Source organism: Celeribacter marinus, assembly GCF_001308265.1.
Lineage (GTDB): Bacteria > Pseudomonadota > Alphaproteobacteria > Rhodobacterales > Rhodobacteraceae > Celeribacter > Celeribacter marinus.
Genome location: NZ_CP012023.1, coordinates 755,401 through 782,155, shown reverse-complemented (window position 1 = coordinate 782,155; position 26,755 = coordinate 755,401). Strand labels below are relative to the sequence as shown.

The 26,755-nt window shown below is 56.7% G+C and carries 32 protein-coding genes; 18 read left to right on the top strand and 14 right to left on the bottom strand.

Going from position 1 to position 26,755, the window contains the following annotated elements:
* Position 1 precedes the first annotated feature (1 nt).
* The 4 genes from IMCC12053_RS03735 to IMCC12053_RS03720 are packed head-to-tail and all read right to left on the bottom strand — an operon-like array spanning position 2 to position 2,449.
* Complete coding sequence (locus IMCC12053_RS03735; protein WP_062215890.1) at positions 2-1,027, bottom strand: YeeE/YedE family protein; 1,026 nt, start codon at positions 1,025-1,027, stop codon at positions 2-4.
* Positions 1,028-1,060: 33 nt separating this feature from the next.
* The gene (locus IMCC12053_RS03730; RefSeq protein ID WP_062215888.1) at positions 1,061-1,435 is read right to left on the bottom strand and encodes an ArsR/SmtB family transcription factor; all 375 of its coding nucleotides are present in this window, start codon (positions 1,433-1,435) and stop codon (positions 1,061-1,063) included.
* Between the two features lie 27 nt (positions 1,436-1,462).
* Positions 1,463-1,978 (bottom strand): GlcG/HbpS family heme-binding protein, encoded by a 516-nt coding sequence (locus tag IMCC12053_RS03725; RefSeq protein ID WP_062215886.1) that lies wholly within the window; start codon positions 1,976-1,978, stop codon positions 1,463-1,465.
* Between the two features lie 51 nt (positions 1,979-2,029).
* The gene (locus IMCC12053_RS03720; RefSeq protein ID WP_062215884.1) at positions 2,030-2,449 is read right to left on the bottom strand and encodes a hypothetical protein; all 420 of its coding nucleotides are present in this window, start codon (positions 2,447-2,449) and stop codon (positions 2,030-2,032) included.
* Positions 2,450-2,565: 116 nt separating this feature from the next.
* On the opposite strand from IMCC12053_RS03720, the gene IMCC12053_RS03715 reads away from it, so the two are divergent.
* The 11 genes from IMCC12053_RS03715 to IMCC12053_RS03665 all read left to right on the top strand — a co-directional run bounded on the left by IMCC12053_RS03715 (position 2,566) and on the right by IMCC12053_RS03665 (position 11,775).
* Positions 2,566-3,321, top strand: coding sequence for a cytochrome c biogenesis CcdA family protein (locus tag IMCC12053_RS03715; protein WP_062215883.1), 756 nt, complete (start codon positions 2,566-2,568; stop codon positions 3,319-3,321).
* 29 nt (positions 3,322-3,350) lie between these two features.
* Positions 3,351-3,950 (top strand): thioredoxin family protein, encoded by a 600-nt coding sequence (locus tag IMCC12053_RS03710; protein ID WP_062215881.1) that lies wholly within the window; start codon positions 3,351-3,353, stop codon positions 3,948-3,950.
* A gap of 147 nt (positions 3,951-4,097) precedes the next feature.
* Positions 4,098-4,571 (top strand): sulfur oxidation c-type cytochrome SoxX, encoded by a 474-nt coding sequence (gene soxX, locus IMCC12053_RS03705; protein WP_062215879.1) that lies wholly within the window; start codon positions 4,098-4,100, stop codon positions 4,569-4,571.
* A 33-nt stretch (positions 4,572-4,604) separates the two neighbouring features.
* The gene (gene soxY, locus IMCC12053_RS03700) at positions 4,605-5,021 is read left to right on the top strand and encodes a thiosulfate oxidation carrier protein SoxY (protein WP_062215876.1); all 417 of its coding nucleotides are present in this window, start codon (positions 4,605-4,607) and stop codon (positions 5,019-5,021) included.
* A 33-nt stretch (positions 5,022-5,054) separates the two neighbouring features.
* Positions 5,055-5,384, top strand: coding sequence for a thiosulfate oxidation carrier complex protein SoxZ (gene soxZ / locus IMCC12053_RS03695; protein ID WP_062215874.1), 330 nt, complete (start codon positions 5,055-5,057; stop codon positions 5,382-5,384).
* 27 nt (positions 5,385-5,411) lie between these two features.
* Complete coding sequence (soxA, locus tag IMCC12053_RS03690; protein WP_062215872.1) at positions 5,412-6,263, top strand: sulfur oxidation c-type cytochrome SoxA; 852 nt, start codon at positions 5,412-5,414, stop codon at positions 6,261-6,263.
* Positions 6,264-6,380: 117 nt separating this feature from the next.
* Positions 6,381-8,078 (top strand): thiosulfohydrolase SoxB, encoded by a 1,698-nt coding sequence (soxB, locus tag IMCC12053_RS03685; protein WP_062215870.1) that lies wholly within the window; start codon positions 6,381-6,383, stop codon positions 8,076-8,078.
* A gap of 97 nt (positions 8,079-8,175) precedes the next feature.
* Positions 8,176-9,477: a sulfite dehydrogenase gene (gene soxC / locus IMCC12053_RS03680; RefSeq protein ID WP_062215868.1), complete on the top strand. Its 1,302-nt coding sequence runs from the start codon at positions 8,176-8,178 to the stop codon at positions 9,475-9,477.
* Positions 9,458-10,531 (top strand): c-type cytochrome, encoded by a 1,074-nt coding sequence (locus IMCC12053_RS03675; protein ID WP_062215866.1) that lies wholly within the window; start codon positions 9,458-9,460, stop codon positions 10,529-10,531. Before soxC ends, IMCC12053_RS03675 begins: the two co-directional genes overlap by 20 nt.
* Before the next feature lie 112 nt (positions 10,532-10,643).
* Positions 10,644-11,045, top strand: coding sequence for a DUF302 domain-containing protein (locus IMCC12053_RS03670; protein WP_143090002.1), 402 nt, complete (start codon positions 10,644-10,646; stop codon positions 11,043-11,045).
* Between the two features lie 61 nt (positions 11,046-11,106).
* Positions 11,107-11,775, top strand: coding sequence for a Crp/Fnr family transcriptional regulator (locus IMCC12053_RS03665; RefSeq protein ID WP_062215862.1), 669 nt, complete (start codon positions 11,107-11,109; stop codon positions 11,773-11,775).
* A gap of 14 nt (positions 11,776-11,789) precedes the next feature.
* Here the strand turns inward: IMCC12053_RS03665 and IMCC12053_RS03660 are convergent, their stop codons facing one another.
* Entirely contained in the window at positions 11,790-11,984 is a 195-nt protein-coding gene (locus IMCC12053_RS03660; protein WP_062215860.1) for a YgaP family membrane protein, read from the bottom strand.
* 392 nt (positions 11,985-12,376) lie between these two features.
* Here IMCC12053_RS03660 and IMCC12053_RS03655 point away from each other — a divergent pair, with 392 nt between their 5' ends.
* On the top strand, positions 12,377-12,811 hold the full coding sequence (locus IMCC12053_RS03655) for a CBS domain-containing protein (protein WP_062215858.1): 435 nt from the start codon (positions 12,377-12,379) through the stop codon (positions 12,809-12,811).
* 139 nt (positions 12,812-12,950) lie between these two features.
* Entirely contained in the window at positions 12,951-13,445 is a 495-nt protein-coding gene (gene coaD / locus IMCC12053_RS03650) for a pantetheine-phosphate adenylyltransferase (RefSeq protein ID WP_062215856.1), read from the top strand.
* A 123-nt stretch (positions 13,446-13,568) separates the two neighbouring features.
* On the opposite strand, the gene gap (IMCC12053_RS03645) is transcribed toward coaD, so the two are convergent.
* The 3 genes from gap (IMCC12053_RS03645) to gap (IMCC12053_RS03635) form a co-directional block, all read right to left on the bottom strand.
* Positions 13,569-14,570: a type I glyceraldehyde-3-phosphate dehydrogenase gene (gap, locus tag IMCC12053_RS03645; RefSeq protein WP_062215854.1), complete on the bottom strand. Its 1,002-nt coding sequence runs from the start codon at positions 14,568-14,570 to the stop codon at positions 13,569-13,571.
* Positions 14,571-14,714: 144 nt separating this feature from the next.
* Positions 14,715-14,858, bottom strand: a complete 144-nt coding sequence (locus IMCC12053_RS15930) for a hypothetical protein (RefSeq protein ID WP_062215852.1) — start codon at positions 14,856-14,858, stop codon at positions 14,715-14,717.
* 152 nt (positions 14,859-15,010) lie between these two features.
* Positions 15,011-16,012 carry a type I glyceraldehyde-3-phosphate dehydrogenase gene (gene gap / locus IMCC12053_RS03635; RefSeq protein ID WP_062215850.1) on the bottom strand — a complete coding sequence of 334 codons (1,002 nt, stop codon included), beginning with the start codon at positions 16,010-16,012 and terminating at the stop codon, positions 15,011-15,013.
* A gap of 285 nt (positions 16,013-16,297) precedes the next feature.
* Between gap (IMCC12053_RS03635) and IMCC12053_RS03630 the strand changes: the two genes are divergently transcribed.
* Complete coding sequence (locus IMCC12053_RS03630; protein ID WP_062215848.1) at positions 16,298-16,495, top strand: hypothetical protein; 198 nt, start codon at positions 16,298-16,300, stop codon at positions 16,493-16,495.
* Between the two features lie 64 nt (positions 16,496-16,559).
* Here IMCC12053_RS03630 and tkt read toward each other — a convergent pair whose 3' ends face one another.
* Complete coding sequence (gene tkt, locus IMCC12053_RS03625; protein ID WP_062215846.1) at positions 16,560-18,578, bottom strand: transketolase; 2,019 nt, start codon at positions 18,576-18,578, stop codon at positions 16,560-16,562.
* Positions 18,579-18,897: 319 nt separating this feature from the next.
* On the opposite strand from tkt, the gene IMCC12053_RS03620 reads away from it, so the two are divergent.
* A complete protein-coding gene (locus IMCC12053_RS03620; RefSeq protein ID WP_062215844.1) occupies positions 18,898-19,428 on the top strand; it encodes a hypothetical protein in 531 nt (176 codons plus the stop codon).
* Position 19,429: 1 nt separating this feature from the next.
* Positions 19,430-19,837 carry a cell division protein ZapA gene (locus IMCC12053_RS03615; protein ID WP_062215842.1) on the top strand — a complete coding sequence of 136 codons (408 nt, stop codon included), beginning with the start codon at positions 19,430-19,432 and terminating at the stop codon, positions 19,835-19,837.
* Positions 19,838-19,912: 75 nt separating this feature from the next.
* Here the strand turns inward: IMCC12053_RS03615 and grxD are convergent, their stop codons facing one another.
* From grxD to IMCC12053_RS03590, 5 genes are all read right to left on the bottom strand, one after another.
* Positions 19,913-20,272 carry a Grx4 family monothiol glutaredoxin gene (gene grxD, locus IMCC12053_RS03610; RefSeq protein ID WP_062215840.1) on the bottom strand — a complete coding sequence of 120 codons (360 nt, stop codon included), beginning with the start codon at positions 20,270-20,272 and terminating at the stop codon, positions 19,913-19,915.
* A 52-nt stretch (positions 20,273-20,324) separates the two neighbouring features.
* The gene (locus IMCC12053_RS03605) at positions 20,325-20,555 is read right to left on the bottom strand and encodes a BolA/IbaG family iron-sulfur metabolism protein (RefSeq protein WP_062215838.1); all 231 of its coding nucleotides are present in this window, start codon (positions 20,553-20,555) and stop codon (positions 20,325-20,327) included.
* 87 nt (positions 20,556-20,642) lie between these two features.
* Positions 20,643-21,128 (bottom strand): hypothetical protein, encoded by a 486-nt coding sequence (locus IMCC12053_RS03600; protein ID WP_062215832.1) that lies wholly within the window; start codon positions 21,126-21,128, stop codon positions 20,643-20,645.
* Positions 21,129-21,217: 89 nt separating this feature from the next.
* The gene (gene purL, locus IMCC12053_RS03595; RefSeq protein WP_062215830.1) at positions 21,218-23,377 is read right to left on the bottom strand and encodes a phosphoribosylformylglycinamidine synthase subunit PurL; all 2,160 of its coding nucleotides are present in this window, start codon (positions 23,375-23,377) and stop codon (positions 21,218-21,220) included.
* A 445-nt stretch (positions 23,378-23,822) separates the two neighbouring features.
* A complete protein-coding gene (locus IMCC12053_RS03590; RefSeq protein WP_062215828.1) occupies positions 23,823-24,722 on the bottom strand; it encodes a LysR family transcriptional regulator in 900 nt (299 codons plus the stop codon).
* Positions 24,723-24,949: 227 nt separating this feature from the next.
* Here IMCC12053_RS03590 and IMCC12053_RS03585 point away from each other — a divergent pair, with 227 nt between their 5' ends.
* Both IMCC12053_RS03585 and murI read left to right on the top strand, forming a co-directional pair.
* Positions 24,950-25,873 carry a lysophospholipid acyltransferase family protein gene (locus tag IMCC12053_RS03585; protein ID WP_062215826.1) on the top strand — a complete coding sequence of 308 codons (924 nt, stop codon included), beginning with the start codon at positions 24,950-24,952 and terminating at the stop codon, positions 25,871-25,873.
* A 2-nt stretch (positions 25,874-25,875) separates the two neighbouring features.
* Positions 25,876-26,688 (top strand): glutamate racemase, encoded by an 813-nt coding sequence (gene murI, locus IMCC12053_RS03580; protein ID WP_062215825.1) that lies wholly within the window; start codon positions 25,876-25,878, stop codon positions 26,686-26,688.
* Positions 26,689-26,755: the final 67 nt, after the last annotated feature.

The window sequence follows — 26,755 nt, the reverse complement described above, 5'->3', positions numbered from 1 at the left end:
CTTATCTGGCAAATGAAATCCCGTAGATCAATTGGCGCAACCCGATGGCGGCGCCCGCAACGATAGAGGCCACGGTGACGGGGGCGGCATAGGCCAGCACCGACATCGCAGACAGACCCTGTCCGACCGTACATCCAAACGACACGACTGCGCCGATCCCCATGAGCGCCGCGCCAAGGATTTGACGTTTCAATTCGCGCGGATCTTCGCAGGCTTCCCATCTGAAATGGCCTTTGATCGTCGAGCCTATGGCCGCGCCTATGATGACCCCTGTGACAGAGCCGACCCCGAAATTGAGCGACGAGGCGGTGGAGGTCATCAGGTAAAACATCGTGTCGCCGATTGGCGCTGCAAACGTATGCGAGGACACAGGTTCGGCCTCGAACGCCGCTTGGGACAGCCATGCGGTGCCAGCCCAACCCGAGACGACCGCAAGGCCCACGAGCACACCCCAGAGGATCAGTTTGCCGTCAGCGCGAAAGGCCTTTGATGAGAGCGATCCCGCGAGGACAAGCGCCCCTATGATGTAGGGCGACAGGCCCCAAGACATGAACGTGGGCGGCGCACTCGCCGGGACAGGCGGGAACAGGGCCACGCGCAAGGCGGCAAGCGGGCCGTTGAGGGTGACGTAAGTGCCCAACCCCATGACTGTGACAATCACGAAGTTGCGCAAATCACCGCCGCCAAGGCGCGCCAACGCCCCAAAGCCGCAATTGCCCGCCAGCGCCATGCCATAGCCAAACATCACGCCACCAGCGATTGAGGCGAGGGGATACCATTTCATGGACAGATAAGAGGTCATGGTGGGGTCGAACAGACCAAGGGAGATCATTGCGCCTGTGCCAATTAGAGCGACCCCGATAGCTATCCCCCATTGGCGGGCGCGCAAGTCCGAGCCTTGGTACAAGGCGTCCTCAATCGCGCCCATGGAGCAAAACCGCCCCAAACGAGCGGCAAGGCCGAGCAACAGACCACCAAACAGACCGATCAGTGCGGCAATCGTTCCGGGTTCAAGCGTGTCTAGCATCGTATCCCTCCCCAAGGCGAAAGGAGAGACCCGCTATGAGGCAGGTTTCGCCTTTTCGTGATCTGGTGCACAAAACATCTCATAGATCACTTCGAGGATGCGTTTGGGACGCTCATCCGTCAAGGAATAGTAGATCGCCTTTCCGTCGCGTCGCGGGGTCACCAGACCCTCAAGGCGCAAACGGGCCAGTTGCTGGCTGACCGCAGCTTGGCGTGCCGACAACAACTCTTCGAGCTCGGTGACAGACTTTTCGCCCGTCACCAGATGACACAAAATCATGAGACGGCCCTCATGGCTCAACGCTTTGAGCAGTTGAGACGCATCGCACGCGTTGCGCATAATCATGTCCATGTCGTCAGGGGACATGTCAGGTGTGATTGTCGGCAATGTCGACTGTTGATGATCCATACGCACGTCCTGCGATCTCACTTTTCTTTAAAACGCTATTTCATCTAGGATGGCGTCTATTCCCGCCTCGGCGCACACTGCGTCCAAATCCGGACCAGGGGCACCAGAGACACCAATTCCCGCTACTATAGAGCCTGCGGCCTCAATCACAAGCCCGCCGCCCAATGCGAGTGGTTCGGACAGGTCACGAATGGCACCCATCATACCGTCAGGCGCGGTTGTCTCGCCCAGTGACATGGTGTCGGTGCGAAAGGACACGGCGGTCCATGCCTTGCGGCGTGCGGTTTCAAACACGTGCAGACCGGCATAGCGATCACGCACGTAGGCTTGTGGTAGGCCAAAACGATCCACCACCATCACACCCACTTGGTATCCCGCATCGCGACACGATTCCATGGCTGCGACTGCGGCGGTCAGGGCCACTTCGGGTTTGAGCACCTGAAACGTGACAAAGGCGCTGTCCTCGTCTTGGGCGGTCGCGGGTGTAAATGTCGGTGCCGCAAGGGCGAGTGCCATGAGTGCGGCGGATGTGAAGCGTTTCATAGGGTGTCCTCCAGATGTCGTATTGAAATGCGCCAGTGTTGGAGGCGCGGGTTATTGGGTCGGCGTTGCGTCTGTGTGGTCTGTATCAGGCGTGGTTTCGATCTGCGCGTCAACGTCGAACTCGGTATAATCCCGCAAGATGACACTGAGCATCGACCAGAACAAATCGTCACCTCCATAGCCCTCAATGCGCATCAATTCGCGGCCTTCATCCACCAGCACGAATGTTGGCGTTAGAACAGGGCGTGACGCAAACTCAATGTCATCAGGGCGCTCTTTGACATCCAGACGGCGCAGAGGCGCAAACGCCCCTTCGGGTGTTTTAGGGTAAATCGGTGCAATCTCGGCGTTCCAGCGGTCACAATAGGCGCAGCCATCGCGCTCGATCATGACCAACTCCACCGCCTGCGCGGGAAGGGGTGCGGTGAGCATCAAAGCCGCTGACGCAAGGATCACTATTTTAGTCCACATCGGAATGTCCAATTGACGTGCTTGATACAAACAACCTAATTTGAATATGTGCATGACACAAGGTGCGGGTCAACCGCGCTGTTTAGGGACACATGTCCCGTTTCGGGAGGAAATCAATGTTAGACGTCAGTTTTATTTCGGCGTTCTTGGGTGGGCTTGTGGTGTTCTTTTCACCCTGCATCCTGCCTATCGTACCGTTTTACTTATCTTATATGGCCGGTGTTGGCATGGGGGAGATCAACTCGGACGGCGAATTGGCCCCGGGGGTGCGCAAGCGCGCGATTGCCTCATCCATCATGTTTTCGCTTGGTATTATTACCGTTTTTGTTCTGCTCGGCGCGGCGGCTTTTTCATTGTCGCAAGCGTTTCGCTCGTATCAGGACGCGTTTCGTATCGGAGCGGCGCTTATTGTATTCGTCATGGGCCTGCACTTTCTAGGCGTGCTTAAAATCGGCTTGTTGAACCGTCAGTTCCAAGTGAGCGGCGGAGATGTCACCAAGATGAATGTGTGGTCGTCCTACCTGATCGGATTGGCGTTTGCAGCGGGGTGGACGCCATGTGTGGGCGGCATTCTAACCGCAGTTGTGTTCACGGCATCGGTTGAGGAAACGGCGACACAGGGTTTGATTTTGATGTTGGTGTTTGGCATCGGCATGACCTTGCCGTTTGTGATCGCTGCGGTATTCATCAAGCCGTTTTTGGCGTTCGCGAGCAAGTTCCGCCGCCATTTGCCAAAGGTTGAAAAGCTGATGGGGGTCTTCCTCATTTTGTTCGCGCTGTTGATTGCAACGAATTCGGTCAACCTGATTGCGGCATGGATGTTGGAGACCTTCCCCGCCTTCACAAAAATTGGATCATCGGGCACGCTTTGACGCTCATCGTTACTTGGGAGACCTAAACTATGCTTAAATTCGCACGACGCACATTTATCGCCGCCAGCCTTGCAATGCTCACCGTTGGTCCGGCTGTGGCCCAAGAGATGGGCGATGACGGGCTACACAAGGCGCCATGGCAGCGCGACACGTTCAAAGACCTGCGTGAAGATCTCGCGGAGGCCAGTGCCGAGGGTAAGCGCCTACTGGTGATGATCGAACAACGCGGCTGTATTTACTGTAAAAAGATGCACGAAGAGGTCTATCCCGACCTCGAGATCACACAGATGATCGAGGACAATTTCTTTGTCGTCCAGATCAACATGTTTGGTGATGTCGAAGTGACGGATTTTGACGGCGAGACGCTTTCGGAGAAAGATATGGTCTCGAAATGGAATGTGTTGTTCACGCCAACGAATCTCTATCTCCCCGAAGAGGTGGGTGAGGGCCTGTCCGCGACCCAAGCGGCCGTGGCCAGCGTCCCCGGTGCCTTTGGTCGCCTCACAACCTACAACATGATGCGTTGGGTGCTTGATCATGGTTACGATGGGGAGGAGCCGTTCCAAAAGTTCCACGCCCGTAACATTCCGGCGCAACAAGATGCGGGGAAACTGAACGTTTACGAATAGCTGTAACACTGGGCGCGCGGGACAGAATATGCCGGAAAATTCGTTTTTTTGAATTTGTTCTTGCGCGTCCGCGAAATGGTGCGCTACGGTATGCACAATAAGAAGTGCACTCAAAAGCACTACCGAAACAAGTCTTAGGGAGGAGACATGAAACGCATTGCAACCACATTCGCTGCACTTTGCCTCACAGCAACCGCAGCTACGGCCGAGGTCGCCCCAACTGATGTCGCGTTCGAGGATGGTGCAGTCGCACTGTCGTTGACGGGCTCAGCAGGGAACGCCGACGAAGGTCGTAAGATCATGACCAGTAAATCCAGCGGCAACTGCGTGTCGTGTCACTCCGCTGACGCATACGCCGATGTTCCGTTCCATGGCGAAGTTGGTCCGATCCTTGATGGCGCAGGCTCACGTTGGACCCAAGCAGAATTGCGCGGTCTCGTCGTGAACCCAAAAATGATGTTTGAAGGCACCGTTATGCCTGCCTTCTACAAGGTTGATGGCTACACCCGTCCAGGGGATGCCTACACGGGCAAGGCCGCTCCGGCCGATCTGCCGCCGCTATTGACTGCGGCTCAGGTCGAGGACGTGGTCGCCTATCTAATGACGCTTACGGACGAATGATCGTCTGAATTTTACGAAAACGAGGACTAACCCATGAAACTCACACGACGTGACGCTCTGGCTCTCGGCCTTGGTGCGACGGCAGCTTCCTTGCTTCCGTTCAGCGCATTTGCCGCAGCCGACGAAGCTATCGCCGCATTCACTGGCGGTGCTGACGCAGGTGAGGGTGGAATCACCCTTACTGCCCCAGAGATTGCTGAGAACGGCAACACTGTGCCTGTATCGGTAGATGCACCCGGCGCTGTTTCCATCATCATCTTGGCCGCCGGAAACCCGACACCTGGTGTTGCGACCTTTAACTTTGGTCCGCTCGCCGGATCGCAAGCGGCGTCTACCCGTATTCGCCTCGCAGGAACCCAAGACGTTGTCGCAGTTGCGAAAATGGCTGACGGTTCCTTCGTAAAGGCTGCATCCACCGTTAAAGTGACCATCGGCGGCTGTGGCGGCTGATCGGTTAACCGACTTATTTAGGAGACATCTATAATGGCATCTGGTGTAAAACCCCGCGTTAAAGTCCCGAAGTCGGCTGCTGCTGGCGACGTGATTACGATTAAAACACTGATCTCTCACCCAATGGAGTCAGGTCAGCGCAAAGACGGCGACGGAAATATCATTCCGCGTTCGATCATCAATCGCTTCACCTGCGATTTCAACGGCCAGTCTGTCGTCGATGTGACGCTTGAGGCCGCGATTTCGACAAACCCGTATGTGGAGTTCGACGCAACTGTTCCCGAAGCCGGTGAGTTCAAATTCACGTGGTACGACGATGACGGTTCCGTTTACGAAGAGAGCAAGCCGATCGCAATCGGCTAAGGCTTCACGCTCAGGGAGGAGAAACGCATGAAAATTAAAGCAATAAGCACTGCGGCTGTACTTGCAGCCCTCACGTTCGCGGCACCCGTTGTCGCGGACGAGGACGCAGAGTTGGTGATCAATGGCGATATTGAAATTGTCACCAAAACGGCGGCGCCAGAGCATCTGTCTGATGTTATGGACGAGATCTTGTCGGGTTGGCGTTTTCGCTCCGACGAGACACAAGCCATGGAAATGGACGATTTCGATAACCCCGGCATGCTAGGCGCCGAAGAGGGCATGGCCCTTTTTGAAGCCTCATGGGGATCTGAGGGCAAGGCTTGTGCCGATTGCCACGATGGTCCTGAAAGCCTGTCCGAGGTGCGCGCGACCTATCCCAAATGGAACGAGGGTGCTGGCGAAGTGCGCACGATCCAAATGCAAGTCAACGACTGCCTCACCACGAAAATGGGTGCAGATGCGGAAAAGTATGACAGCGGTAAAATGCTCAACCTCGAAGCTATGTTGGCCTCTGTCGCACGCGGCACACCTGTCAATGTGACGATCGATGGCCCCGCAGCCGCGACATGGGAGCAAGGTAAAGAGATTTACTACACCCGTTACGGTCAGCTCGAATTGTCCTGTGCAAACTGCCACGAAGACAACTACGGCAACCTGATCCGTGCGGACCACCTGTCCCAAGGTCAGATCAACGGCTTTCCGACATACCGTCTGAAAAACGCGAAACTCAACGGCACGCACTCCCGCTTTAAGGGGTGTATTCGTGATACACGTGCCGAGACGTTCAGCCCGGGTTCCCCCGAGTTTGTCGCACTTGAGCTATACGTTGCATCACGCGGTAACGGCCTTTCCGTCGAAGGTCCGTCTGTCCGCAACTAAACAGTTTTGATGACCCCGCCGTTCCATTTGGAAGGGGCGGGGTTTTCTTCACCTATATACATTCAAAATTCGGCATAGGTTTATAGAACACCGTGCCACCGTATTGGAGCACTGCGCATGATTTCCCGTCGCGATTTCCTACAGGTTTCTATGGCTGCCTCGGCAATGGTTGGGGCGTCTGGCTTTGGCAACTGGTCGCGTCTGGCGGCGCAACAGTCCCTCACACAAGATCAATTGCTTGATTTTGACACCTATGGCAACGTATCGCTGATCCACGTCACCGATATCCACGCACAGCTCAAACCGATCTATTTTCGTGAGCCGTCGATCAACATCGGCGTTGGCGGCAACAAGGGCGCGGTTCCCCATGTGACGGGCGCAGATTTCCGCAAACTCTACGGCATTGAGGATGGATCGCCCTCACACTACGCGCTGTCGTCGGGTGACTTTTCCGCTCTGGCGCAGGGCTATGGCAAGGTCGGCGGTCTCGACCGCGTGGCCACCGTGATCAACTCTATCCGTGCCGAACGCCCTGATGCGCTTTTGCTCGATGGCGGCGACACATGGCACGGCTCCTACACCTGTTTCCACACCGAAGGCCAAGATATGGTCAACGTGATGAACGCGCTCAAACCTGATGCGATGACGTTCCACTGGGAATTCACGCTCGGTTCTGACCGCGTCCGCGAAGTGGTGGCTGACCTTCCGTTCGCCGCTTTGGGCGCCAACATCTATGACGCCGAATGGGACGAACCCGCTGCAGACTTCGCGCCCTATAAGTTCTTTGAACGCGGTGGCGTGAAAATTGCCGTCATCGGTCAGGCCTTCCCGTATATGCCCATTGCCAACCCCGGTTGGATGTTCCCCGAATACTCGTTCGGCATTCGCACCGAGCGGATGCAAGAGGTCGTGGATGAGGTCAAAGGGTTGGGTGCCGGCCTCGTTGTTTTGTTGTCGCACAACGGCTTTGACGTCGACAAAAAGATGGCGTCTCTCGTGACGGGCATCGACGTGATCCTGACGGGCCACACCCATGACGCACTTCCCGAACCTGTGCTTGTGGGCGAGACGATCCTGATCGCCTCCGGCTCCAACGGCAAATTCGTCTCCCGCGTCGATTTGGACGTGCGCGATGGCCAGATGATGGGGTTCCGCCACAAACTGATCCCGATTTTCTCGGATGTGATCGAACCCGACAAAGAGGTCGCCGCACTCATCGACGAGCAACGCGCGCCGTATCTCGAGGATATGTCCACCGTAGTGGGCGAGACCGATAGCCTGTTGTATCGTCGTGGCAACTTCAACGGTACATGGGACAACCTGATTTGCGATGCTCTGATCGAGCAGCGCGAGGCAGACATTGCGATGTCTCCGGGCGTGCGGTGGGGTCCGTCCTTGATCCCCGGTGATAAAATCACCCGTGAGGACATTTGGAACGCCACATCTATGACCTACGGCAAGGCGTATCGCTCTGAAATGACCGGTGAATTCATTCACACGATCATGGAAGACGTGGCTGACAACATCTTTAACCCCGATCCCTATTACCAACAGGGTGGCGACATGGTGCGCATGGGTGGCCTTGGCTACACCGTCGATATCAACAAGCCGCAAGGGTCACGGATCACCGACATCACCATGCTCAAAACGGGCGAGAAACTCGATCCTGCAAAGACGTACATCGTTGCAGGGTGGGCATCCGTGAACGAGGGCACCGAAGGTCCGCAAATCTGGGATCTCGTCGAAGATCACATTCGCGCCAAAGGCACAGTGACGGTTGAGGAAAACACCTCTGTCAACGTGATTGGCGCCTAAATCTAACGCGCCGCCTTGCCCATTGGGCGGGGCGGTTTTTTCGCAAACAAATCATTCACATAGTCGAATGATCGCATTCAAATAGGGAGCACATTCCATGAGTGACACCCCCACACATGACGGCCCGACCAAAGGCCCCAACCGCCGCGCGTTTTTGCGCGGTGCGGCGGCGACCGGTGTCGGTCTTGCCGCCACTGCCAAGGCCACAGCACAAGACACCCCCGACCCGCTGATCACCGAGATGCAGGATTGGGCCAGCTCAACCGGTGAGGGCGTTGACGCCTCGCCCTACGGGATGCCGATCCAGTTTGAGGGCGATGTGGTCCGCCGCAACGTGCCGTGGCTCACCGCGGATGTGATTTCCTCGATCAACTTCACGCCGATCCACGCGCTTGATGGCACGATCACGCCACAAGGGTGCGCGTTTGAACGCCACCACTCGGGTGCGATTGAGTTGAAAAAGGAAGATTACCGTTTGATGATCAACGGTCTCGTTGATCGCCCGTTGGTCTTTTCCTACGCCGATCTGGAACGCTTCCCGCGCGAAAACCGCACCTATTTCCTTGAGTGCGCCGCGAACACGGGCATGGAATGGGCGGGTGCACAGCTCAACGGCTCGCAGTTCACGCACGGCATGATCCACAACATGGAATACTCGGGTATTTCGCTGCGAACGCTTCTCGAAGAGGCGGGTTTGGATGCGGCTGGCGATCTCGCGGACAAATGGGTCTACGTCGAGGGGGCCGATGCCTCGTCGAACGGGCGGTCTATCCCGATGGAAAAGGCGCTTGATGACGTGCTCGTCGCGTTCAAGGCCAACGGGGAGGCGCTTCGAATGGAGCATGGCTATCCCGTTCGCCTCGTCGTTCCCGGTTGGGAAGGCAATATGTGGGTCAAATGGCTGCGCCGGATCGAGGTGACGGACCACCCAATCGAGAGCCGCGAAGAGACGTCGAAATACACCGACACTTTGGCTGATGGGACATCGCGCAAATGGACGTGGATCATGGATGCGAAATCCGTTGTCACATCGCCAAGCCCGCAAATGCCCATTACCCACGGCAAAGGTCCGCTTGTGATTACCGGTCTTGCATGGTCGGGTCGCGGTGCGATTTCGGGCGTTGATGTCTCCATTGATGGCGGCAAAACGTGGCAAAAAGCGCGCTTGGCCAAAGAGGGCGAGAAAATGGCGCTCACCCGTTTCTATCTCGATATCAATTGGGATGGGTCGGAGATGTTCCTGCAATCGCGCGCCCATGATGACACGGGCTACGTTCAGCCGACCAAAGCGCAATTGCGCGAGGTGCGCGGCGAGAACTCGGTCTATCACAACAACTGTATTCAGACCTGGTGGGTCAAAGAAAACGGGGAGTCGGAAAATGTCGAAGTTTCTTCCTAAACTGATCGCAAGCACGGCGCTCATCGCGTCGCTCGCAACACCGTCATTCGCGGAAAAATTGGGTCTGGGCCGTGTGGCGCTCCCCGATGAAATCGCGGCATGGAACCACGACATCGGCCCACAAGGCCAAGGCTTGCCCATGGGGTCTGGCTCTGTTGAAGATGGCGAAATGATCTTTTCGGAAAATTGCGCCTCATGTCACGGCGAGTTTGCCGAAGGTGTGGACAATTGGCCCAAATTGGCGGGCGGTGATGGCACATTGGCGGACAAAGATCCGCTTAAAACCGTTGGGTCCTACTGGCCATATCTGTCGACCGTTTATGACTATGTGCGGCGCTCCATGCCATTTGGCGCGGCGCAAACGATGTCGGACGACGATGTTTACGCGATCACCGCGTATATTCTCTATTCCAACTATCTCGTGGACGATGATTTCGTTTTGACCAATGAGAACTTTATGGATGTCGAGATGCCCAACGCGGATGGGTTTATCATTGATGACCGCCCCGAGACGGAATTGACGATCTTTACCGAAGCCAATGCGTGCTATGAAAACTGCAAAGAGACGGTCGAAGTGACCAAGCGCGCGGCGGTGTTGGATGTTACTCCTCAGGAAGAGGGGGCCGAGGCTGAACCTGAGGCCGCTCCGGTTGAACAGGCCGCTGCTGACGCACCCGTTGAAGCCGCACCTGTCGAGGAGGCGGTTGCAGCGCCCGTAATGGCCGCGTTTGACGCCGATCTGGCCGCACAGGGTGAGACGGTCTTTAAAAAATGTAAGGCCTGTCACCAAGTGGGCGAGGGCGCCAAGAACAAGGTTGGTCCAATCCTGAATGGTGTTGTCGGGGCGCCGGTGGCGCATATCGAGGACTTCAAGTACTCCAAGGATCTGACCACCGCCCATGATGAGGGTGTGGTTTGGGACGAGGCGCATTTGGCCGAATTCCTAGCAAAGCCAAAAGGCGTCTATAAAAAGACCAAGATGTCGTTTGCGGGCTTAAAGAAAGACGACGATATCAACGCGGTGATCGAATATCTAAAATCGGTCTCACAGTAAGAGATATTAGAAAGGGCGGTCTTGTTTGGGACCGCCCTTTTTCGTGGTATACTCGGGTTGAAGGGAGACTCTCATGACCCAGTTTTTAAAAGTTTGCGCGATTATTGCGACCATGGATGGTGCGCCAGCTATGGCCAATGATGCCGCGATTATGTTCGATTATGATGGCACGTTCGACGATGCGACATTTGCCATTGAGGACGCGATTATATCCAAAGGCCTCGTGATTGATTACCGCAGTCACACGGGCGAAATGTTGGAGCGCACACGTGCGGATGTTGGATCGGATGTGGTAATTTTCGATGCGGCGGACGTGTTTTTGTTCTGTTCCGCCACCGTTTCGCGTCAAGTGATGGAGGCCGACCCAATGAATGTCGTGCATTGTCCGTACTCCATTTTTGTCGCCGACCAAGCGGGAAAAGTGACCATTGGATTTCGCGATTATCCCGACGGCCCAATGCAAGTCGTTGAGGATTTGCTGACAGAGATTGTAGAAGAGGCCATAAGCTTCTAACTATGGTGCCTGAAACGGTGTTTTGTTTTGGCAAAGCATCCCCCGCGCAAAGGGAAACGGCATGGATGTTCGCGTTGATTGGATTGATCGGTTTATGGGGCTGTCGAGCCTTGATCAAAAGCTGCGCGATCGTCTGATTACGCAATCTCAAGTGATCACCGTGCCAAAGGGAACCATTCTCTTTGGTCCGGGGAAAAACCCCGAAAACCTGTTGCTCTTGCTTGAGGGCACTGTGCGCGTTCAACAGACATCCGAGGGTGGGCGTGAGATGGTGTTATACCGTGTCCACGCGGGTGAAAGTTGTGTGCTAACAACGGCTTGTATGTTGGCCTATGAGGATTATTCAGCCGAAGGTATCGCGGAAACCGAGGTTCAGGCGGCGGCAATACCGCGCCGTGTGTTCGACGATCTGGTCGCCACGTCCAAGAGCTTTCGCACATTCGTGTTCTCGGCCTATTCGCGCCGGATCACTGATCTGTTTCATGTGATCGAAGAGATCGCGTTCCAAAAGGTCGACATTCGTTTAGCGCAAAAGCTGGTCGAACTGTCGGACGAGCACGCCACGCTCAAAGCGACTCACGCGCAATTGGCGGCTGAGCTGGGCACTGCGCGGGAAGTGATTTCGCGCCAACTCCAAGAGTTCCAGCGGCGCGGGTGGGTTGCCACGGCGCGCGGTGAGGTCAAACTACTGGACATTGACGCGCTAAAATCCCTTTCAGAGTCGATCTGAAAGGGATGCGTGTTTTAGCGCTTGTTCATGGGGCAGGTGTTAATCCCGAAGAGCGAATAGACCAAGCATGAGTTGAGCAGGCCCGTGGCCAAAGGGACAATCCCGATCAAGAAGAGCGGGTTGCCGTAGACAAAGAAGCCCACGATGAGCGCAACACCTACGACGATACGAAGGATGCGGTCGAGACCGCCGACATTTTTCTGAAACATGATACACCTTTCTCGTTTAACGTTAGTCTTAGATTAACCATGAATTTTGAGCGAGTCTGTGACTAACTCACCGAAGCCGTGGACACCTTGCGCTCTACTGCGCTTGACCGTCGTCCCGTTGCTGTCTGTTTTGAATCGCAATGCAGCGATCTTACAGGTGCGTATCCGCACAGATCCCACGGGGCTTAAATGTTCGAATTGTGTTGTTTGAAGCGCAAATTGGCGGCTTTGACGTTCCAATATGTCGCAAATTGACTGTTTCGACCGCGTTACCGGAGGGCGTATCTTCGTCAAACGTTGCGTAAATATGTCGCGCAACTTGACAGGAGGGCCATCAAAGGAGGACGCTACAGGTAGGGAAATGTGCATATGTGTAAAACGGAGGATATCGCATGATCGTCGGACAGATTTTAAAGGGAAAAGCCATCACCGAAACCGCTGGGGTCGCGCCCGATGCGACTGTCGGGGACGCGGTGGCGATCCTGTCGCAAAAGCGGATCGGCGCGTTGGTCGTTGGGACTGATCTCACGTATCCAGACGGGATATTGTCCGAACGCGATGTGGTGCGCGAATTGGGGCGTCAGGGACCATCGGTGCTGGATCTTCCGGTGAGTGATCTCATGACGCGCAAGCTTATCACCTGTCGTCCTGATCACACCGCTCTTGAGGTGTTGGAACAGATGACACAGGGGCGGTTTCGCCACATGCCTGTCATGGATGGTGACAAGATGATCGGCCTTGTGTCGATCGGGGATGTGGTCAAGGCGCGTCTCGAAGAGTTGGCGATGGAGCGCAACGCACTTGAAGGGATGATTATGGGGCACTGACCCCAAATTACACCACGCAAAGACCAAGACAGCGATGGTGAGGCGGTGATGTTGAGCAACACTCGCACCTTGGTATCGTTGTTTTGCTTGCCTTCGGGCGCGCAATATTGTTGCTTGCCATAAGAGCAAGGAGAACCTCATGCGCGTTGGACTATACCCCGGCACATTTGATCCCGTAACCCACGGGCATGGCGACATTATTCGCCGTGCGTGTGCGTTGGTCGACCGGTTGGTAATCGGGGTTGCCATCAACCGCGACAAGTCGCCGATGTTCTCCCTTGAGGAGCGCGTGGCGATGTTGGAAACCTACACCAAAGCGCTCTCGATCGAGACAGGGTGTGAGATTGTTGTGCACCCCTTTGAGAACCTGTTGATCCATTGTGCGCGCGATGTGAATGCGTCGATCATCATCCGTGGCCTGCGTGCCGTGGCTGATTTTGAATACGAATACCAAATGGTTGGTATGAACCGCGCTTTGGACAATTCGATCGAGACGGTGTTTTTGATGGCCGAAGCGCGTCACCAAGCGATTGCCTCCAAACTCGTCAAGGAGATCGCGCGGCTTGGCGGCGATGTGTCGAAATTTGTCACGCCTGATGTCGAGGCAAGCCTAAAGGCCAAACTCGCACCGTGAGTTCGTGTTGAACGCCCGTTATTACCTCTAAATTACCTCTAACTGAAAAAAACACCCCAAAGCGGAAGGCTCTGGGGTGTTTTGTCTCGCTTGCGCGGGAAATCTATATGGGGGTTTCTCGACTTAGAGGAACTTGCCCATGGCCACGGCCGTGTCGGACATACGGTTGGAGAAGCCCCATTCGTTGTCATACCACGTCAGGATGCGGACCATCGTGCCTTCCATGACCTTTGTCTGGTCGCAATGGAAGATCGACGAATGCGGATCGTGGTTGAAATCCGAGGAGACCAGCGGCGCGTCTGTGTAGCCAAGCACACCTTTGAGCGGGCCGTCTGCCGCGTCACGGATCAACTGGTTGATCTCTTCGACAGTGGTGTCGCGAGCAGCCTCAAATGTCAGGTCAACAACCGATACGTTTGGTGTGGGCACGCGGATCGCCACGCCGTCAAGTTTGCCGTTCAATTCGGGCAACACAAGACCCACGGCTTTTGCCGCACCTGTCGAGGTCGGGATCATCGACAAAGCCGCAGCACGGGCGCGGTATAGATCGCTATGCATAGTGTCGAGAGTCGGCTGATCCCCCGTGTAGGAGTGGATCGTGGTCATAAAGCCTTTGACGATCCCGATGTTGTCGTTGAGCACTTTAACAACGGGAGAGAGGCAGTTGGTGGTGCATGAGGCGTTGGACACGATAATGTCGTCAGCCGTCAGTTCGCTGTCGTTCACGCCAAACACGATGGTTTTGTCGGCGTCTTTCCCAGGTGCGGAAATCAGCACGCGCGAGGACCCGTTGTCGAGGTGTGCTTGGCACTTCTCTTTGGATGCGAAAATACCTGTGCATTCCATCACCACATCAACGTCAGACCATGGCAAATCGGCAGGGTTGCGGATCGCGGTCACTTTGATCGGGCCGCGACCCACGTCAATTGTGTCGTCTGTGTGTGAGACCGTTACGGGGAAACGGCCATGCACGCTATCGTATTGTAGCAGGTGGGCGTTGGTTGCCACGGGGCCAAGATCGTTGATTGCGATCACTTCGATATCGGTACGGCCCGATTCAATAATCGCACGCAAAACGTTACGACCAATTCGACCAAATCCGTTGATTGCCACTTTTACAGCCATGTCAGCACTCCTTGACGCTTGTTCGGCAGGGCGGGCCGTTCAGTGGTCCGTCCTTCACTCATCCGCCGACGCCTCATGACGTCGGGTCCAGTTATCGCTAACATCGCGATCATAGCGAAAAGGTCAACCGCGAAAGCGCGCGCCTCAGCGCCAGAAAGCAATGTAGTGGAGCACGCCAAGCATTTTGCGCGCCAAAAACAGCGAGGCTGTTCCATCATTCACGCCAAAGTCGAGGCCAAGCGCGACCAAGATGACGATGGCAAGCCCTAAGGCGATGGAGTTGGTCATGCAAAGGCCCGTTCGAGTTCCAGTTGGCATATTGTGTCACTGGTGCGCGACGAAGGGAAGGGGGATGAGCATTGAGAGTGCACACAATGACAGACGCGCCCGACAGGGATGTCAGGCGCGCATATGTGGTCGTGCGGTGGCGGTGTGTGATCTTAGTGCGACAAGCGCCCCATGGCGGCGGCAACATCGGCCATCCGCGCCGAGAATCCCCATTCGTTATCGTACCATGCCAAGACGCGCACGGTGCGCCCGATCACTTTGGTTTGCTCTGGGGCAAAGATGCAGCTCTCGGTGGTGTGGTTGAAATCGATCGAGACCTTGGGTTCGGGATCATAGCCCAAGACCATACCCATGTGACCCATTGCGGCCTCGCGCACGATTTCGTTGATGTCGGCCACGCTCACGTCCTTGCCCGCTTGGAATGTCAGGTCGACGGCGGAGACGTTCGGGGTCGGCACGCGCATGGAGGTGCCGTCGAGTTTGCCGCTCAGTTCGGGAAGCACCTCACCAAGCGCTTTTGCAGCACCCGTAGAGGTCGGGATCATCGCGAGGGCTGCGGCGCGGGCGCGGTAGAGGTCGGGGTGGCGGCGGTCCAACGTGGGCTGGTCGCCCGTGTAGGAGTGGATCGTTGTCATGATGCCGCTCTCGATGCCCACGGCGTCATTGAGAACTTTGGCCAGTGGCGCGAGGCAATTGGTGGTGCACGATCCGTTGGACACCATACGCTCGTCGTCGCGCAGGTCGCGGTGGTTCACCCCGAACACAACCGTGCGGTCGACGTTTTTGGCGGGCGCAGAGATCAGGACTTTTTTGGCCCCTCGGCGCATGTGGACGTCCGCGCGGTGGCCATCGTTGAATTTTCCTGTGCATTCGAGCACGACATCGACGCCCTCCCAATCCAACTCGTCAGGCTCATAGGTGGACATCACTTGGATCGGGCCGCGCCCTAAATCCATGGTGTTGCCGTTTACCGCAACAGGGCCGCCAAACCGTCCGTGGACGCTATCGTATTTGAGCAAGTGGGCGTTGGTCTCAATAGGGCCGGTGGCGTTGATTTTAACCACTTCGACCTCGTTGAGGCCTGCCTCAGCAATGTGTGCCAATGTGCAACGTCCGATACGGCCAAAACCGTTGATGCCAAGTTTGATCGTCATGCTTACCTTATGCTCCCTACTGCGGCGGTGCGCGGGGTGTGCGCGCCATGTGCGTGTTGGGGATCGGGCAAATGGGCCAGCCTGATCCTTGGTCAGGCGTATACGCAAGTATACGGAGGCCGAAAACCCGTTTAGCGCCAACATGTTAGCGAAAACATGAGGGGGTAGCGCTAACACATTGCGCCTGTCTGTGCCCTGCGCATTTGTGTGGGGGCCAATCAAGGCGCGCAGTGGCGATCTACGGTAAAGTTACGGGTGCGCGATCACAGTAAAGGAGGAGACGACATGACCAGCGATAGAGAAAAAGACAAAACCCGTATGCAACCGCAAAACGGCCACCCGACCAAAGGTCAGGCGGATGACGGTGCGGATAGTAACGATAGCGGCGATGGCGGGGATGGCTCTGGCCTGAGTGATGATGACCTTGATGGCATGACCAATTGGGGCAGCACGTGGGGGCATGGCCGCGCCAAAGACGATTGAATGCGTACGAAAAAAGCCCGCGCAGTGCTGCGCGGGCTTTTCAATTTTGATCTCACGGCGTGGGTCAGAGCAAGGCTTTGACCTGTGCCACGATGTTGGCGGTGGTGATGCCATATTTTTCGTAGAGCTCTTCGGCAGGGGCGGACGAGCCGAACCCTGTCATGCCCACAAACGCTTGTTTGCTCTCGCGGCCACGTTCGCCCAACAGCCAACGATCCCAGCCCCCTGCACGCAACGCCGCCTCGACGCCAACGCGCACCGGACCTGCCGGCAGAACTTGGCGGCGGTAGCTTTCGTCTTGCTCGGCGAACAGCTCCATGGAGGGCATGGAGACAACGCGTGTGCCGATACCCTCGGCTTGCAAAATCTCGCGGGCTTCCATGGCCAGAGACACTTCGGAGCCAGTGGCCACGATGATCGCTTGGCGTTTGCCTTCTGCTTCGGCCAGAACATAGGCGCCAGAGGCTACCATGTTCTTGTTCTTATGCTCGGTACGCAAGGTCGGCAGACCCTGACGGGTCAGCACCAAAACGGATGGCGAGGTCTGGGACGTCAGCGCAATTTCCCACGCTTCGGCGGTCTCGACCGTATCACACGGGCGCATGGTCACGGTGTTCGGTGTCGCGCGGCAAATCGCCAGATGCTCGACCGGTTGGTGTGTCGGGCCATCTTCGCCAAGACCGATGGAGTCGTGCGTCATGACGTAAGTTACGGGAATACGCATCAACGCCGATAGACGCATCGCGCCACGGGCATAATCGGTGAAGCAAAAGAACGTACCGCCGTAGGGGCGCACACCGCCGTGCAACGCGAGGCCGTTCATCGCTGCGGCCATGCCGTGCTCGCGGATGCCGTAATAGACGTAGCGGCCTTTGCGGTTGGTCTCGTCAAACGTGCCCAGACCCTCGGTCAGGGTGTTGTTGGAACCGGTGAGGTCGGCAGAGCCGCCAAAGGTCTCGGGCATGATCGGATTGACCACTTCGAGCACTTTTTGCGACGAGGACCGCGTTGCCATTTTGGGCTGCTCGTCCGAGATCTGCTTTTTGAACGCTTTGATCACAGCCGACAGTTTCTTGGGCGCGTCACCTGCGAACACGCGATTAAACTCGGCCTGACGACGTTCGGATTGCTCGTCAAAACGGGCTTGCCAGTCGGCGCGGGCACCGCGGCCTTGGGCGCCGATGGCTTCCCATTCGCCTTTGACTTTCGCGTCGACTTCGAAGGCACCAAGGGGAGCGCCGTAGGCTTCTTTCGTTGCCTTCAACTCGGCTGCATCGGTCAATGCGCCGTGGCCCTTGGACGTGTCTTGCTTGGCGTGGCCAATCGCGATGTGCGTTTTGCACGCGATCATCGACGGTTTTTTGGACTTCTTGGCGGCTTCAATGGCGGCGTCAATGGCTTCGGGGTCGTGGCCGTCGATTTCTTGAACGTGCCAGCCTGCGGATTTAAAGCGCATCGGCTGGTTGGTGCGATCAGACAGATCAACCGTGCCGTCGATGGTGATGTTGTTGTTGTCCCAGAACACGACCAGTTTGCCGAGTTTTTGACGACCTGCGAGGGCGATTGCCTCTTGGGACACGCCTTCCATCAGGCAGCCGTCACCAGCGATGCAATAGGTGAAGTGGTTTTGCAGCTTTGCGCCAAAGCGCGCGCGCAAAGATTCCTCAGCCATGGCAAAACCCACAGCGTTGGCGATGCCCTGACCGAGCGGACCGGTGGTAGTCTCAACGCCGTCGAGTAGGAAGTTCTCGGGGTGACCCGCCGTTTTCGCGCCCGTCTGGCGGAAGTTCTTGATCTGCTCCATCGGCATTTCCTCGTATCCGGTGAGGTACAGCAGCGAGTAGACCAACATCGAGCCGTGACCCGCCGACAGGATAAACCGGTCGCGGTCCGCCCAAAGCGGTGCGGAGGCGTCGAATTTGAGGTGGTTCTTAAACAGGACCGTGGCAACATCGGCCATGCCCATTGGCATGCCGGAGTGACCGGAGTTTGCAGCAGCGACAGCGTCGAGTGTCAAAGTGCGAATGGCAGCAGCGCGCATCCAGTGATCGGGGTGCGCTTCGCGCAGTTTAGCGATATCCACGTATGGGTCTCCTTGAACAGACTGATATGTGTGGATCGCGGATGGGCACGCGATCGAGTGCGCCTGTGATACCAACACGGTGGGGAAGTTCAAGGATCGTTGCCGCAATCGTGGTCTTTAGGGGGGCGTGTGTGGCCAAAATTGATAGTCCGCGCGCAAACGAGCGCTCGAAAGAGGGGAATGGCGGTAGAGATATTGGTAATGCGGCACGGTTGCGCTAGGCTCTCGAATCAAGAGCGCATAGAGTGCGTACAGATCTTTGGCCGTGCCGGATACAACGCCGCAGCACCGGACAAAGAGAGAGAACGAGTGAGGGCGAATGAGCGACATTTCTGAACTAGAAGAGCGGATTACCTCCGCGTTGGAGCGGATCGGTCGGGCGGTGAGCGTGGCCGAGGAGCGCGCCGCAGCAGCGCCTGAAGTTGGCGGTATCGCAAGCGACGAGATGGAAGCCGAAATTGGCCGCCTCAATGAAGCGCTTGAAACCGAAAAAGACGCCAACGCGCAGATGGAAGCGCGCGTGAAGGCGATCCACGACAAACAAAATACCCATGTTGCCGCCTTGGAGGGCGAGGTTGAAACTCTGCACCGTCAGATTTACGACCTCGAACGCGCTATGACGGGTTTACGTCATGCCAACGATACCTTGCGCGCAAACAACACGGCGTTGCGCGATGCAAATGCTGCGGGCGTGGGCGATGCCGACTTGATCAACGCGGCGCTCAGTGCGGATGTACAGGCGTTGGAACAGGTGCGCGCTACAGAGCGTGTGGCGCTTGACGGGTTAATCTCGGACCTCAAGGCGGCGTTGCCGCACGATGTGGTTGCCGCTGAAACGAAGGAACTGTGAGATGCCAGACGTCAGTGTAAATATCGGTGGTCGCACATATGAGGTGGCGTGTCAGGAGGGCGAGGAGCATTTCTTGAAATCTGCGGCGTCCTTGCTTGAAACCGAAGCGGCGGTTTTGTCGAGCCAGATCGGGCGGATGCCCGAGGCGCGTATGTTGTTGATGTCGGGCCTTATGCTGGCCGATAAAACGGCAGGGATGGACGAAAAACTGCGCTCGTTAGAGGCCAAACTTGGCGCGCAAGAAGCGTTGATTGAGGAAATGCGGTCGCAACCCAAACCTGAGCCCGAGCGCATCGAAGTTCCCGTTGTGCCACAAGGTGTGCGCGATTCCCTTGCGGAGCTTGCGGCGCGCAGCGAAGCCATGGCGGGCGAGTTGGAAGATCGCTTGGGATTGTCTGCGCAAAGCTAAGTCTATGAAGATAATAGGAAAAGGCGGGAAGAGTGATCTTTCCGCCGTTTTTATGTCTGGATGGGTGGCAACGGGTTAGCCGTTTGCAGCGCGGATCTGTTCGGCTTTTTCAGCGTCGAATGCCACGCCTTTGTCCACGAACGCTTGGTCCAGCTCACCCGACAGCGTCATTTCGATAACGATATCACACCCACCGACAAACTCGCCTTTGATGTAGAGCTGTGGGATAGTCGGCCAATCGGAGAACTCTTTGATCCCCTGGCGGATTTCGTCATCCGCGAGCACGTTCACGTCTGTGTACTCAAGGCACATAAAGTTGAGAATACCGGCGACTTTTGAGGAAAAGCCACACTGTGGTGCGGATTTTGTGCCTTTCATAAAGAGCACAACATCATTGGTGTCGACGGTGTTTTGAATGGTTTCTTTGGCGGACATGATTGGAACTTTCTACGTGATATCTGTGGTTTAAAGCGGTGATTGTCCCGCTTTATTCGGGCGCGCGGGTGGTCAGCGCCATGGCGTGCAATTCGCCACTGTCGAGTTTGGCCTTAACGGCTGCGTTTACGCGGCGTTGTTGTTGGACACGGTTTTGCCCGCGAAAGCTTTCATCGACCACTTCGGCCGCAAAGTGGTGACCGTCATCGCTTTGCACGATGATATGTGCATCGGGAAAGGCGGCACGGATCAGGTGTTCGATCTCGGTGGTGGTGATGGCCATTTACGGGCGCTCCATGCTTGATCTGTGGTGGATTTGGATTTCGGTTGCTCAGAACCTAATAGCGCGGTGCGCGCGCTGCAAGGTGGATCACGGATTTGCCTGCGCCAGAGCGCTCACAAATGCGTCGAACCGGTTGCGCAGCGTGTCACTGTCCGACCAAACCCGCGCGTGTCGGGTCAAAAGCGCTACGCGTTCGGCCTCAAGGTTGGGCGTGAGGTCAAGCGTGCCTGCCTCGACCAGTTGCGCCATGCGTTCGTGAAGCGGTTTGAGTGCGTTAAAGTCGCGCATCATCGCGGGCAAAAGCGTGGGATCGTCGCGCCAGCTTTCGCCGTTGAACCGCATTTGCACCACCCGCTGGCCCGCCCCCGCACAGTCATACAGGGTGCACCCAGTCATGCCCTTGTCCACAAGATCGGTGTGGATGGTGCATCGACAATCGCGCGACAGATTGGGGCAGGGCGTGCCGCTCGGCTTGTCGATCGCGAACAACTCGCCTTGATCCAATGTCAGCCCGACACAGCAAAGTGCGGCGCATTGGCTACAATCGGAGGTGAGAGAGGGCAGGTGATCCATGTAAGTGAGCGTGGCCTATGGGGGAGAAAAAGGAAAGGCCCGCGCAGAACGGGCGGGCCTTTGATCTGGTGGTGTATGGGCGTTCGGGTTTAGGCGAAAGTCTCGCCAAAGGTGCCACGGTATATCGCGGACAGCTCGGCCATTGGCGCGGATGCGCCACCCATCTGGACCGTGTCACCGCCGAATTTACCGACCGTGGCAAGTGTCACGCCCGCTTGCCCTGCGGCAACCATCAATGCTTCGGCTTGATCGAATGAACAGGCCACAAGATAGCGGGCTTGATCCTCGCCAAACAGTTGCGCGGTGTCATTGTCATCAAGTGTCAGGCCCAGTCCCGCGGCCTCGGCCATCTCAAACGCCGCCAGTGCTAGACCGCCATCGGATAGGTCAGAGGCAGAGGACACCAGTTTGCCGTTGGCGCGCAGGAATTCGCCATTGCGTTTTTCGAGGGCCAGATCAACGTGAGGCGCATCGCCATCTTCGCGGTTGAACACTTCGGCGAGGAGCGCCGATTGACCAAGGTGGCCGTGTGTTTCGCCGATGAGAATGGCCATATCGCCCTCATTGGGCAGGCCGAAAATCAGCTCGTCCTCATTGGCGATGAGGCCAACTGCGCCAATGGTCGGGGTAGGCAGGATGCCCTCGCCGTAGCTCTCGTTGTAGAGCGAGACGTTGCCAGAAACGATGGGCATATCGAGGAAGGACACTGCTTGGCTGATCCCGTCCAACGCGCCCACAAATTGCCCCATGATCTCGGGCTTTTCGGGGTTGCCGAAGTTCAGGTTGTCCGTGGTGGCGAGAGGGGTCGCGCCTGTTGCAATGAGATTGCGGTAGGCTTCTGCGACTGCCTGTTTGCCGCCCTCGACTGGGTTGGCCTTGACGTAGCGCGGGGTCACGTCCGAGGTAAAGGCGAGCATTTTTCCCGTGTCGTGGATGCGGATCACGCCCGCGCCCAGACCCGGTTTTTGCACCGTGTCGCCCATGACTTGGGTGTCATATTGCTCGTAGACCCATGCTTTGGACGCATAGTTTGGCGATGAAATCAGCCCCTTAAGGCCATCAATCGGGTCGATTTGTGGTACGTCCTCAACGGCGGCGGCGGCGGGTGTTGGCACCCATGGGCGGTCGTATTCAGGGGCTGAGGAGGCGAGCGTGGACAGGGGCAGATCGCCCATGCACACGCCGTTATGCATAATGAGGAAGCGGTCCTCGGAAATGGTTTCGCCGACGATGGCGAAATCGAGATCCCATTTTTCGAACACGGCGCGCGCGACATCTTCTTTCTCTGGTTTGAGGACCATGAGCATGCGCTCTTGGGACTCGGAGAGCATCATTTCATAAGCGGTCATGTTGGTTTCGCGCTGTGGCACGTTTTCGAGATCAAGGCGAATGCCGAGTTTGCCCTTGTCGCCCATTTCTACGGCGGAACAGGTCAGGCCGGCCGCGCCCATATCCTGAATAGAGATCACGGCACCCGTGGCCATCAGTTCCAAGGTGGCTTCCATCAGGCATTTTTCGGTGAACGGATCGCCGACTTGAACGGTGGGGCGTTTGTCCTCAATGGTGTCGTCGAACTCGGCGGAGGCCATGGTCGCGCCGCCCACGCCATCACGGCCCGTTTTCGCGCCAAGGTAGACAACGGGCATGCCAACACCGGAGGCCGCCGAGTAGAAAATTTTGTCGGTATCGGCGAGGCCCGCCGCGAACGCGTTTACAAGGCAGTTGCCGTTGTACGCTTTGTGGAACCGAACTTCGCCGCCCACGGTCGGCACGCCGAAACAGTTGCCGTAGCCGCCCACGCCCTCGACCACACCGTGGACAAGTTGACGGGTTTTGGGGTGTTCTTTGACGCCAAAGGACAGCGAGTTCATCGCCGCAATTGGCCGTGCGCCCATGGTAAAGACATCGCGCAAAATGCCGCCCACGCCCGTAGCCGCGCCCTGATAGGGTTCGATGTAGGAGGGGTGGTTGTGGCTTTCCATTTTAAAGACCACGCATTGGCCGTCACCGATGTCGACAATGCCCGCGTTCTCGCCGGGTCCACAGATCACTTGTGGTCCAGTGGTGGGCAGGCCGCGCAGATGCTTTTTCGAGGATTTGTAGGAACAATGCTCGTTCCACATGGCCGAGAAAATACCAAGCTCGGTAAAGGACGGGTCGCGGTTCAAAATACGCAGGATTTGGGCGTATTCATCGGGGCTAAGCCCGTGTGCGGCGATCAGGTCTTCGGTGATGGCAGGTTCAGTCATTTTTTATCCCCTCAAAGAGCAGCAATTCTTGCCGCTCTCTTATGTCATGCGCGCGCGTGGGGAAAGGGGGAAGGCGTGTGTGGCGATGGATTTACACAGATTCGAGCCAAAAGCGCATGACTTTACAAAATTCCAAAAAAAAGGCCGAGCATAAGCTCGGCCCAAGTCCAACAGGGAGGTGAAGGTGCTAAGACTTTCGTCAATCAACATCTTCAATGCCCGATTTAGGTGCGGTTGATGAACGGTGCAAGGTTTTAGGCGGAAAAAGGATGCAATGCCGCCATGCGCCACGCGCATAGCTTGGGCAAAAAGTTCGCCTGTGCAAAAATTTACGTAACGGCATCAAGGCGCTAATGGACCAAATGCGCATGCGCCACGTTTCATCCGTAATCAGGGTGTAAACGCGGGTGTAACCGCTGCGACACAGTGATGTTATGTGGACGCGTTATGCGCCGTCACGCATCTGGCGACGATGCTCTGAAATCTGCTCAGTCACAAAGTCGCGGAACACCGCAATGCGTTTGGAATGGCGCAATTCCTCGGGGTAGGCGAGGAACACCGGCACTTCGCCACTTTCGATCTCGGGCAAGACGCGCACCAATTCGGGCGAACTTTCAGTGAGATAGTCGGGCAAGACGCCAACACCCAGATCATGCAACACGGCCTGCAGAACGCCAAAGTAGTTGTTGACGTACAGGGTCGACGGGATCGACACCTCGGTCAATTCCTGAACCAGTTGCGCCCCCGCAGAGACCTGAGCGGAGTTTGGATTTTGACAGATCAAGCGATGCTTTGCGAGATCTTCGACCGATTTGGGTGTGCCATTCTGGTCAAGGTACTTTTGCGTGGCGAACAGCCGCATACGGATGTTCATCAGGCGTTTGCGGATCAAATCGGCCTGTGATGGCTCTTTCATGCGGATTGCGACGTCCGCCTCACGCATCGGCAAATCAAGCACGCGTTCCTCAAGCATCAAATCAATCTTTAGCTCGGGGTATTTTTCGTACAACAGGTGCAAACGCGGCGCGAGCCAGAGCGTGCCAAACCCTGTGGCGGTGGTCACGCGCAGCTCGCCGTACACCTCTTCCTCAGAGTCGCGAATGCGAGCGGATGCCGCATCAAGGCGTTTGTTCATGGCGCGGGTCGCCTCGAATAGCAATTCGCCCTGTTCGGTCAAAATCAATCCGCGCGCGTGACGGTGAAACAATGTTGTGGATAGTGATTCTTCCAAGGCGCGAATTTGGCGCGACACTGCGGACTGACTCAAATGCAAGGTGTCCCCTGCATGTGTCAGTGACCCTGCATCCGCAACTGCGTGGAAAATCCGTAACTTATCCCAATCCATCGTCATCTCTCTTTGGTCCGTTCAACTCAAAAAACATCACTGGCACATAGCATAGCGTTGGTGTGGTGCAAGGCGACAAGGGTATTCTCTCGCCAAAACCAAGGGCGATTATCGCACCTGCTTCTTTTATAAGCTTTTTATGGCGCAGGCGTAAGCGGTGGATTAAAGTCGATCCACGCACAGGGCAAAAGGGTGTGAAAATGTCGATAACGAAGGCCTACAGATAGATGGCCAGTCAACCGCCACTGTCGGCGCGTCAGGTTGCGCGTGACATTACCTATGCCAGTTCGGCCAAAACCCGTTCGGGGCGGACGCTTATTCGCCTGATGGAGAACGCCACCGGTCGTCTGCGCCTGATCCGCCGCGCTGCGGGGTATGGTGCGGATGTCGAAGAGGGGCGCGATTTCTGGCAGGTGATGGTCGATCGCTACGGGCTTGAGCTGGATGTTGTGGGGGGGGCACTTGCCAATATTCCGGCCACGGGTCCGGTGATTGTCGTGGCCAATCACCCTTATGGCATCTTGGACGGGTTGATGATGGGCCATATCCTATCGGTAGCGCGTGGCGATTTTCGCATTTTGGCGCACCGCGTGTTCAAGCGGGCCGAGGATCTCGACCGTGTCATCCTGCCGGTGTCGTTTGAGGAAACCAAGGAGGCCGTGGCGCTCAATCTGGAAACGCGCAAAGAGGCGCTTCGGTATTTGAGCGAGGGCGGTTGCATTGGCGTGTTTCCGGGAGGGACAGTTTCGACGGCGGCGCGCCCGATGGGGCAACCGATGGATCCGTCATGGCGCGCATTCACGGCAAAAATGATTGCCCGATCGGATGCCACCGTGGTGCCGATCTATTTCGATGGGGCCAATTCTCGGCTGTTCCAATTGGCAAGCCATCTGCACAATACGTTGCGCATGGGGCTACTGATCCGTGAATTTCGCGCACGCATGGGCGCTCCCGTCCACGTGGTCGTGGGCGAACCGATTGCGCGTGAAAAACTGGAGCCATACTTGCGCGATCCTAAAAAGATGATGGATTTTCTGCGCCGTGAGACCTATTCACTATCTCCGACACCTGTGGCAAATTTCGATCACGGGTATGAGTTCGAAGTCAAACATGGGGCCAAGCCCCGAAAAGGTCTAAAGGACCGGTATTAAAAATGGCAGTAGGCGTTTTTGACAGTGGATTGGGCGGTTTAACCGTTCTGGATGCGGCGACCAAGCGGTTGCCTGATGTGCCCTTCGTGTATTTTGGCGACAACGCCCATGCGCCTTACGGTGTGCGCAGTGCGGATGATGTCTACGATCTGACCACAGCCGCCGTCGAGCGGCTATGGGAGGCGGGCTGTGATCTGGTGATTCTAGCCTGCAACACGGCCTCCGCGGCGGCCTTGCGGCGGATGCAGGAAAGCTGGATTCCCAAAGACAAGCGCGTGCTTGGCGTGTTTGTGCCGCTGATTGAGGCTCTGACGGAGCGCGAATGGGGTGATAATTCGCCACCGCGCGAAGTGGATGTGAAACATGTGGCCCTGTTTGCGACCCCCGCCACGGTGGCGAGCCGTGCGTTTCAGCGCGAATTGGCGTTTCGCGCCATCGGTGTGGATGTCGAGGCACAGGCCTGCGGCGGTGTGGTCGATGCAATTGAGGACGGCGATATGATTTTGGCCGATGCGTTGGTGCGCAGCCATGTCGATGCGCTCAAACGTAAGTTGCCCAATCCCGATGCGGCGATCCTCGGGTGTACGCATTACCCGATGATGGAAAAAGAGTTCCAAGAGGCGCTTGGCCCCGATGTTAAAGTGTTCTCACAGGCCAATCTCGTGGCGGATAGTCTTGCCGATTATCTGAAGCGTCATCCCGCAATGATCGGGGCAGGGACCGAGACGATGTTTCTGACCACGGGCGATCCGGCGAAGGTGTCACGCGGAGCCACACAGTTCCTCAAACGCAAAGTCGAGTTTGTCAAAGCCTGACCCAGATGACCACCGCGCGGCGGGATCACGACCATGCGCGTTTTGCCGCAATTGTAGTTTGACGGCA